The 255-nt window shown below is 38.8% G+C and carries 1 pseudogene; it reads left to right on the top strand.

From position 1 onward, the window contains the following. Window positions 1-255 (top strand): annotated as a pseudogene (locus K8B81_RS21135) (IS5/IS1182 family transposase); the annotation flags it as partial.

The raw sequence follows: 255 nt of genomic DNA, 5'->3' as shown, positions 1-255 counted from the left end.
CACCACTACTCTAGAAGGGCATTTGAATGGTTTTGAAAGCCAATATCAAACTCAAAGTTCAGAAATCGTGGCAGATGCGGGGTACGGCAGCCAAGAAAATTACGAGTTAATGGAAGCAAAAGCAATTAAGGCGTATGTGAAATACAATTACTTTCATAAAGAACAAAAGCGCAGGCAACAGCAAAATCCGTTTTTGGTTCAAAACCTTTTTTACAACCACGAAAAAGATTTTTTTGTGTGCCCGATGGGACAAAA

The organism is Flavobacterium hibisci (assembly GCF_020026925.1).
GTDB classification, from domain to species: Bacteria; Bacteroidota; Bacteroidia; order Flavobacteriales; family Flavobacteriaceae; genus Flavobacterium; species Flavobacterium hibisci.
This window is presented reverse-complemented; position numbering and strand designations above follow the sequence as displayed.